An 8,534-nucleotide genomic window follows, 5' to 3' on the forward strand; every position below is an offset into this window, starting at 1 on the left:
CACAGCATTTTAAAGAAGGAACTCATTTACTGTAACCCTCGGTTTAAGACGCCGGAAGAGGCATATACTGCCATTTACCAGTACATTGAGTTTTATTACAACCGTAAGCGAATGCACGGGGCGCTAGATTATCTTTCTCCTGCTCGTTTTGCAATGAAATTTACGGACAAATCCGCAGCGTAGTGTCTACTTTCTTGACATAGGTCCAAATAGATAACAAGACTTGATTGTTTTGACGCTGATATCAGATGCAGGGGTTAGTTACATATCGCTAACGATCTCCAGAGACGCTATTGGCATCAATTTAAGCATGATGAAAATCTAACGATTCCTGGTGATGCTATTTCGTGAGAAATACAGCATTTTGCACGTTTTCGTTGTTTTTTCCTGAAATAAGATCACTGGGAATCGTTAAAATCTAAAAGGGGTATTTTTCGGCTATATAAGGCTTGTGGGGATCGTTAGAATCTGGAGATAGGTTGAGAAGGGCGGTCTACTGGATTAAGCGCCGCCGGGAAGTAGTATGTTCCTTGAGTGTTTGATCTGTAAAATAAAACTAGACCCGGAGTTCACACGTACTGTGTGATTTCCAGGTCCAGTTTTTTTTAGTTGAGCATTACAACGTAACTGTGTGCTCTGTCATGCTCAGCTCTTTATAGTTATTTTGCCGAATCTGTAGAACCAGATGTACCTGTAGTACCCGTTGTTTCTGTTGTACCTGTGGATGTACCGGTTTGTGAACGACTCCGTCCACCGCCGAATCCGCCTTGCCCACCGCCTCCGAAGCCACCCATGCCGGAGCGGGCTGTTGTTACGCCTGATTCATTCACCCAGGTTACGTTACTTGTAGACTGGAAGGCAACGAACTGAGTACCGCCGCTATACGTACCGCCAGTGTATAGTCCATCTGTTGCCGTACCTGTTGATGTTCCGCCAGTATAGATAACGTAAGATCCATCTGCTTTCAGGTCTGGCGAGCTAACCACTACGCTTTGATAATCTTTGGCTGGTGCAAACGTCAGAATGTTATTTCCGTTGCTGTCCTGAACATGAACCAGCGTTCCTGCTTTTTGTGTTTCAGGGAAGGTCATGACAAGTGCATTTTGAGTTGAAGCATCCGAAGTGCCTTGCGCCATACCCGAGCTTCCTGCTGCCACCAGAACTCCGCCACTGATCACAAATGTTCCATCATAATCCAGTGGACCGTTGCCGTCATTCGTTGGGCCATTCACAATAACCGTTCCGCCTGTCATCGTAATTGAACCATTCGCATCCAGACCGTCACCACCAGCATTCACGGTGAGGGAGCCGCCGTTGATGTGAAGCTCGTTGTTGCCAGATGATTCACCAGGCATTCCCCCTGGACCGCGGCTTTGCTGATTAGCATCCGTAGCTTGAGCAGTCGTGCCGGTTGTCGAAGTGGCCGCTGTTGCTCCCGTGGTTGCTTTGTTTGTATCTGTAGCAGAAGTGCTGTCGCTTGCGGCTTTATCCGTTGTGCCAGCTGCTTGGTCACTCGTTGTTGTCATGTCGCCAGCGGCATTTACACCGTCATCTGAAGCCGTTACATCAACATCTCCGTCGTTCAAGGTGATGATAGAACCTTCAAGTCCTTCATAACTTTTAGTGATTTTGATCGTTCCACCGTTAATTGTCAGTGCCTGATCGGCATGCATGCCGTCATCTCCGGATTGAATGGTGAAGGTTCCGTCATTCACAGTAACATTGCTGTTGCTGTGCAGGGAATCATCCATGGAATCAATCGTGTATGTTCCACCATTCACGGTGAGGTCTGTACCTGCTTTAAGTGCTTTAGCACTTGTGGATTCTTCCTCTGTTGTGGTCGCAGCGTTGTCTGCATCAGCATTGGAATCGGCTCCTGCTGCAGCTTTGTTTCCAGCATTCGTTGTCGTGTTTGTGCCCGTCTGTGTGCCTGTGTTCGAACTGCTGCTATTAGGCATCGCTGGCATATCGGCAGGTGGTTCGCCATCCGGTGGTGTGCCCATATCAGTTGGAGGTGTACCGCCATTCATCGAACCTCCACCGCCAAATCTGCCACCAAACCCGCCGCCGGGGCCTTCTTCGACCTTAGCTGGTGCATTCGCGCTGCCGCCAGCCGTCACGATATTATACGTACCGCCGTCCGTTACAAGTACAGTTTCCGCTTGAATGCCGTCGCTTCCGCTCTCAATGTTGAAGGTTCCGTCTGCAATGGCGACAAACCCTTTGGTTGTATCCGTATCATTGGTCGATTTAATGCCGTCACCTTCAGCTTTGATCGTAATCGTGCCAGCCTGAATCGCAACCATGTCTTTTCCTTTAATACCATCGTCAGCTGCTTTGACGTCGATTGAACCGCTGATGATTTTGAGATCATCCTTGCTTGTAATGCCTTCATTATAGTTGCCTGTGACGGTCAACTGACCGGCACCATTAAACGTAAGGTCAGCTTTGCTGAAGATGGCCGCATCCGGCTCATCGGTGCTGCTATCTGCGTATACGTAGGTTTTGCCGTCGGAAACTGCGTTTTTGCTTCCTTTTTCAAGCGTGATCACTGCTTTGCCGGCCTTTTGAACGTAGATGCCTGCACTGTCATTATCATGGATCGTTGCGCCGTTTAACACGAGATGAACTACGCCTTTATCAGCGACATTAACTACGATCTGACCATCTGTCAGCTCACCGCTGAGCACATATGTGCCTGCTTCCGAGATGGTAACGGAGCCATTAGCGGCCTTCGCGCCGGAACCTGTTACGGTTGCTGTAGTTCCATTCAGTTTGATCATGGTGGAATCTGCTTCAGTCCAGCTTACATTGGTGTCATCCGCATCCAGAGAGACCAGGTCGGCATATTTCACGGATGTTGATTCGCTAACCGATACCGTTTTGGTTGTGCCTATTGTAGAGACGGCTGCATTGGCTGTACTGCTTGTCGTTGCCGGAGCACTGCATGCTGCGAGCAGACTGGTAATCATGGCAATAGACCAAAGTTTGCTGCCTGTCAGTATACTTTTACTCTTCTGAGAATTTTTCTTCATCATATAAATCGTTCCTCTCTTAAATCATAATGGGTACAATTGAACAAAAGCTTAATATTCTGTCGTTGGGCTCATCGTTAACGAGATATCCAGGTTGCCATTCCGTGTACGGATGGCGTCAAGAAATTGCTTCTGATTCACGCTCTCGTGAATGGTGACACTATATACGAGTTCGTACAGACTGCCGAGCTCGGTGGTTCTGATTTTTTTCAGATCAAATGGGACGTTGAATGTATGGAATACTTCGTTCAGAGCTTCTTCGTAGCTCAGATTTTCAGGAATCGTCACTTTCAATGTCTTCTGTAGACTCTTCTTGCCGCCAAAGTTAAACCGGCTTAATACAAACATCAGTACACACAGGATGACGGTAAACAGAACAGCGTAACCAAAGGCGCCTACACCGCAGGCCAGACCGGATGCCATGGTGAACAGAACGTAAGCAATATCTTTCGGATCACCGGGTGCACTGCGGAAACGGATAATGGAGAATGCTCCCGCCAAGCTGAACGCCCGGGCGATGTTGCTGCCGATAAGCAGAATGATGATGGCAACAATGACGGGTAACACAACCATCGTTAAGGTGAAGCTTTGCGAATAGGTGGCTTGATTGGTTTTCATGTAGGTGAGACTGATGATAAGTCCAAGAATAATGGCAAGTCCGATGGTAATTACAGAACTGCCGAAACTTAATGTTGTATCGTCTAGGGCGGAACTGAATAATGAATCAAGCATATAGAACACGCTCTCTTTCTCTAATTGATTTTTCTTGTAATGCAGCCGCAGTAGGATCAGCAGGGTTGAAATCGGTTCCTGGCACCAGTGGGCGCTCGGTCTGATAGTTCAAGTTGGTCGTTCTCACCAGATGTCTGAACTCGTTGCCGTATTTGGAGAAGCCTGTGCGGTACAGCCCATGTTTACAGAGCAGCTGTGATAACCAGAACGGGACTGTTTTCTCCGCCTTGACTTCCATAAGCCAGCGACCATCCTTCACTAACGGCTCGCCGTAATCTCCTTGTTCCAGCTTCAGATCATATCTGCGGCTGCGGATGTTGGTATCAAAGGTAATGCGGAGATCCCGGCTGTTCTTGTCGAACAACGCTTTGCGTTCATAGGCCAGATACACCTTGGGTTCCAGATCATACAGACGAAGGAAGTATGTAATCTCTTCAACGACCTGTTTATTCATGTAATCCGCAAGGTCCGGTGCCTGTCCTGAACGAACAAATTCATAGGCTTCGTCCAGCTTCAACGCTGTTCTGCGTTTATTAACGAGACCAAATACTTTCTTTTTAATCTCCAGATATACTTTGGCATTTTGCTCAGGTACGCCGTAGGCCCTTAATCTTAGCTTCTCTTTGTATTTCGGTTTGGAGAGGCTGGCCCGAATCAGTGAATCCTGCGGTGTGTCGAAGTACAGGTTGCTGATGGAGTAGTACTCATGCTTTTTGTTGTACGCGTCCAGTTCCATATATTCGAGCAGGTCATTATAAAAGTATGCATATTGCTCATCCGTCAGCAGGTACTTGCTCTCATATCGGTTGAATACTTCAATCGCCATAATGATTCATTCCTTTCAGGTGTGAATTTGTATGTTTTGGTTCATCGTGTAGTGCTTTCATGTCTGTATCTTAGCGAAGCAACCTTGAATGAATCTTAAATGATTTTACATTCCGTTAACATTTCTTTTCCTTCATCTATGTAAGTTGAATTAAAGATTTTACACAGTCCACTCCGATGACAGAATAACCTGGAGAGTAGCGGTTATCCCCAGATTTTTTTGGATTCCCTTCTCCAAAGGGGAAAATCCGGTGATAAAGGCGAACGCTTCGCTTTTTCAGGTTTTTTCTGCCCTCTCCGTTCACGTGTAAACAATAATTCAACTTATCTAATAGCTGCACACGATAAATATATTAAGGTTGATTCAAGGTTTACTTGGTAGAATAAGAACATACAAACTGAACGTAACAAAGCACCGGAGCATCCCTGATGTGCAGGGTATTCGTGAAAGATGTAGCCACGGAAGTTTCAGCAGAACAATAAACAATAACTCAAGCAGAGGAATGAATAGATCATGAGAATTTTAATTGCAGAAGATGAGGTTCATTTGGCAGAGGCCGTTTCGCAGATTTTGAAAAAAAACAACTATTCCGTGGACATGGTTCACGACGGCAGATCCGGGCTGGATTATGCGCAAAGCGGCATCTATGACCTGTTACTACTGGACATTATGATGCCGGAGATGGATGGCATTAGCGTGCTGAAAACGCTGCGTAGTGAAGGAAACCATACGCCAGTTATTTTGCTTACAGCCAAGGGGGAGCTGTCGGACAAGGTATCTGGTCTCGATTACGGCGCTGATGATTATATTGCAAAGCCATTTGCCACAGAAGAATTGCTCGCCCGTATTCGGGCGTCCTTGAGACGTAAGGGGGAGGTAATCCCTGAGGATGGATTGAGATTTGGCGATATAGAGCTGAACACAACTCAGCTGAAGCTAAGTGTACAGGACAAAGAAATCAAGCTGAATCTGAAGGAAAATGAGCTGCTGGAGCTGCTGATTACCCGTAAACAGGCAATTACCTCCAAAGAGCAGATCATTGAGAAGCTGTGGGGATTTGACTCCGATGTGGAGTATAACAACGTGGAGGTCTATATCTCCTTTTTGCGCAAAAAACTAACCTTCCTGAATTCAGCTGTTCGCATTAATACAATTCGGGGTGTGGGGTACGTACTTGAGGTGACGAGCTGATGTTTAAGAAACTCCGCAACCGGTTCCTGATTGTTAATCTGGTTTCGATCTCAATCATGATGCTGGTGGCTTTTATTACGATCTACACCATCACGTACCAGAATGTGCAGCGTGAAACGAATATGGAGCTTTATAAGGTGTCCGATTTCTATCATAGTCCGTATAGTCCGAGTGGTTCCCAGATTCCGCGGGGAGAGGGACAAGGCGGTGAGGCGGGCTCGGGAGCAAGTTCGGCTGCGGGTTCTAGTGCGGACACAAGAACAGAAAGAGGCACAAGTACAGGAACAGCTACAGGTAAAGGTACAGATACCGGCGTTTCGGGATCAACATCAGGCTCAGGTGAAAGCCCCGGTTCCGGTACAGGTTCAGGAACGGGGTCCGCATCGGACGCTATGCCATCTTCTGTCGGTAAAGGCGGAAGCGGGGGCATGGTTGGGGGCGAATTCGGTGGGAATCGCGGGCCAGGCGGAGACTTGAATGCACCTCCGGCCCGGTCGGTTTCTTTTATGATTCAAACAGATGATCAGTGGAATATTACGGGCACGCACTCGCGGTTTGATATGGAAGAACCCTTTTATAAGGAAGCGTTGCAGAAGGTTGATCGAAGTCTCGTCAACGGAGGGGAGCGGAAAACCGATCAGTTTGCACTCGACGGCACGGATTGGGCTTATGTCGTTGATCCAAGCGGTGAGGGTTATATGATTGTGTTTATGGATGTGACAGCACAGCAGGGGATTCTGACCAATTTGATCTATACCTTTGCAGTGGTTGGGCTGGCTATGCTGATTGTGATTTATTTCCTTAGCCGTTATTTTGCGAATCGTTCGATTGCACCTGTTCGTGAAGCGTTTGAGAAGCAAAAGCAATTTATCGCCGATGCGTCACATGAGCTTAAAACTCCTCTGGCTATCATTAATACCAATACGGATGTGCTGCTGGCCAATCAGGAGGAAACGATCGAAAGTCAGGCCAAATGGCTGCATTATATCAAGTCTGAAACCGAGCGCATGTCCGGGCTGACGAATGATCTGCTGTATCTGACTCAGATGGATGATTCACGTTCCAATTTGATTCACACCACGTTTAATATGAGCGATGCGGTGGAAAGTATTATTTTGCCGATGGAGGCTGTTATTTTCGAAAAAAACATTTCTCTCGACTATAATATTGAGCCCGATCTGAACGTTCATGGTAACCGGGAGCAGATTAAACAGGTTATTCTGATTCTGCTCGATAATGCTGTGAAATATTCCGGTCCCAAAGGATCTGTGAATGTGACACTTCAGAAGATGAATCATGACGTTATGCTGACCGTCTTCAATACGGGGGAGGGCATTGCACCGGAGCATCTGGACCGTATCTTTGACCGATTCTATCGCACGGATTCCTCCAGAGCACGCAAACATGGCGGCCACGGTCTGGGGCTGGCGATTGCCCGTTCAATCGTTGAGCAGCATAAGGGAGAGATTTACGCCAAAAGTGTGGTAGGCGAGGGCGCTTCCTTTTATGTGCGATTATCCTAGAGCTGCATATATGATGGGGATGTGCTGAGAATTGTGGGTAGTGGATTGCAAGTGGATGGGGGCAGGCTGCGGGTTGTAAGTGATGGACTGTGAGCTATAGGTTTGGTAAGTGTGGGCTGCGGACCAGCATAACTTCTGCACGTAATGGGTTAACCTATGCTACAATGGCACCAGTATGTATAATCAAGGAGATGAATTGACTTGACAGACAACCAAGCCATCAATGAACAGGAAATGCTGCAATATATCGTGGACAAAACAAAGGCGAGCAAGGCTAACATCGAGCTTGTCCTGAAGCATGAGCAAGCTTACATTAATAAGGCGCATGAGAATGCAAAAGGCAAAGATGTCGATATTGACGGCGACGATCTGGCAGATTACATTTTAAGCCGCAAAGATGTGAAGCTTGACGAGCTGACCGTTGAGAGTATTTTGGATGCAGAGATGGATTACCTGATGGACAAGGGCCACGCAGGGTACGTGGACTAGGCTGAGCGAAAAGTAAGGTAGCGTTCAGGAGTAACATTCGTGAGTAATGTTCGAGAGAAACAGGAAGCAGTAACGTAAGTAATGCCTTTCAGGAATAACATTCTGAAGTGAAATTAAGGAGTGCCATTCAGAAATAACATTCAGGAGTAACGTTAGCAGTAACGTTCAGGAGTAACGGAAGCATGAGAAACTGAGTCATTGGTTACTTCAGTTTTGCGTTTTCGGTGCCGTCCTGAATTCTAACGATCTTGAGCGACGTTATTTGGGTGATTTACGAGCATTCCAAAATGTAACGATCTGGAGAAACGTTATTTTGGAGTTTGAGGGTGTTTTTCGGGTGAAAAGCAGCCTTTTAGGCGAAATAGCGCTTCTGGGAATCGTTAGAATTAGAAATGTGCTCAAATGGAGCAAATAAGGTTTCTGGGAATCGTTAGCACATGCGGGGTGCACCAGCTACCCCATCCAATCGAGCGATTGCAAGATAACAAGACAACAAATAGGCGCATACATGATAAGACCTCAACTTCACACAAGGGGAGCTTCCCCTTGATTGTGATGTCGAGGTCTTTTAGCATCAGGCACAGCAGCGCACAATTTTTTGTTGCGAATGTAACCCCGTGTCTGTATACTTTTGCACGCACACGCACACGCACACGCACACGCACACGCACACGCACACGCACACGCACACGCACACGCACACGCACACGCACACGCACACGCACACGCACACGCACA

Annotated in this window: 8 protein-coding genes; 5 read left to right on the forward strand and 3 right to left on the reverse strand. The window is 47.1% G+C overall.

Going from position 1 to position 8,534, the window contains the following annotated elements; genetic code table 11:
- The coding region (locus IEW26_RS29840; protein ID WP_188594987.1) for an IS3 family transposase at positions 1-183 on the forward strand (183 nt) is incomplete at its 5' end.
- A gap of 476 nt (positions 184-659) precedes the next feature.
- On the opposite strand, the gene IEW26_RS29845 is transcribed toward IEW26_RS29840, so the two are convergent.
- The 3 genes from IEW26_RS29845 to IEW26_RS29855 are packed head-to-tail and all read right to left on the reverse strand — an operon-like array spanning position 660 to position 4,593.
- Complete coding sequence (locus tag IEW26_RS29845; protein WP_229730108.1) at positions 660-3,038, reverse strand: carbohydrate-binding domain-containing protein; 2,379 nt, start codon at positions 3,036-3,038, stop codon at positions 660-662.
- Between the two features lie 48 nt (positions 3,039-3,086).
- Entirely contained in the window at positions 3,087-3,767 is a 681-nt protein-coding gene (locus IEW26_RS29850; RefSeq protein WP_145404772.1) for a DUF4956 domain-containing protein, read from the reverse strand.
- Positions 3,760-4,593, reverse strand: coding sequence for a polyphosphate polymerase domain-containing protein (locus IEW26_RS29855; protein ID WP_188594988.1), 834 nt, complete (start codon positions 4,591-4,593; stop codon positions 3,760-3,762). Before IEW26_RS29855 ends, IEW26_RS29850 begins: the two co-directional genes overlap by 8 nt.
- 513 nt (positions 4,594-5,106) lie before the next feature.
- Here IEW26_RS29855 and IEW26_RS29860 point away from each other — a divergent pair.
- The 4 genes from IEW26_RS29860 to IEW26_RS29875 form a co-directional block, all read left to right on the forward strand.
- A complete protein-coding gene (locus IEW26_RS29860) occupies positions 5,107-5,784 on the forward strand; it encodes a response regulator transcription factor (RefSeq protein ID WP_188594989.1) in 678 nt (225 codons plus the stop codon).
- Complete coding sequence (locus tag IEW26_RS29865) at positions 5,784-7,307, forward strand: sensor histidine kinase (RefSeq protein WP_188594990.1); 1,524 nt, start codon at positions 5,784-5,786, stop codon at positions 7,305-7,307. Before IEW26_RS29860 ends, IEW26_RS29865 begins: the two co-directional genes overlap by 1 nt.
- A 234-nt stretch (positions 7,308-7,541) precedes the next feature.
- Entirely contained in the window at positions 7,542-7,796 is a 255-nt protein-coding gene (locus tag IEW26_RS29870; protein ID WP_111273768.1) for a hypothetical protein, read from the forward strand.
- A 546-nt stretch (positions 7,797-8,342) separates the two neighbouring features.
- On the forward strand, positions 8,343-8,534 hold a 192-nt coding region (locus tag IEW26_RS29875; RefSeq protein ID WP_188594991.1), incomplete at its 3' end, for a hypothetical protein.

Source organism: Paenibacillus silvae (assembly GCF_014639235.1).
Taxonomy (GTDB): domain Bacteria; phylum Bacillota; class Bacilli; order Paenibacillales; family Paenibacillaceae; genus Paenibacillus; species Paenibacillus silvae.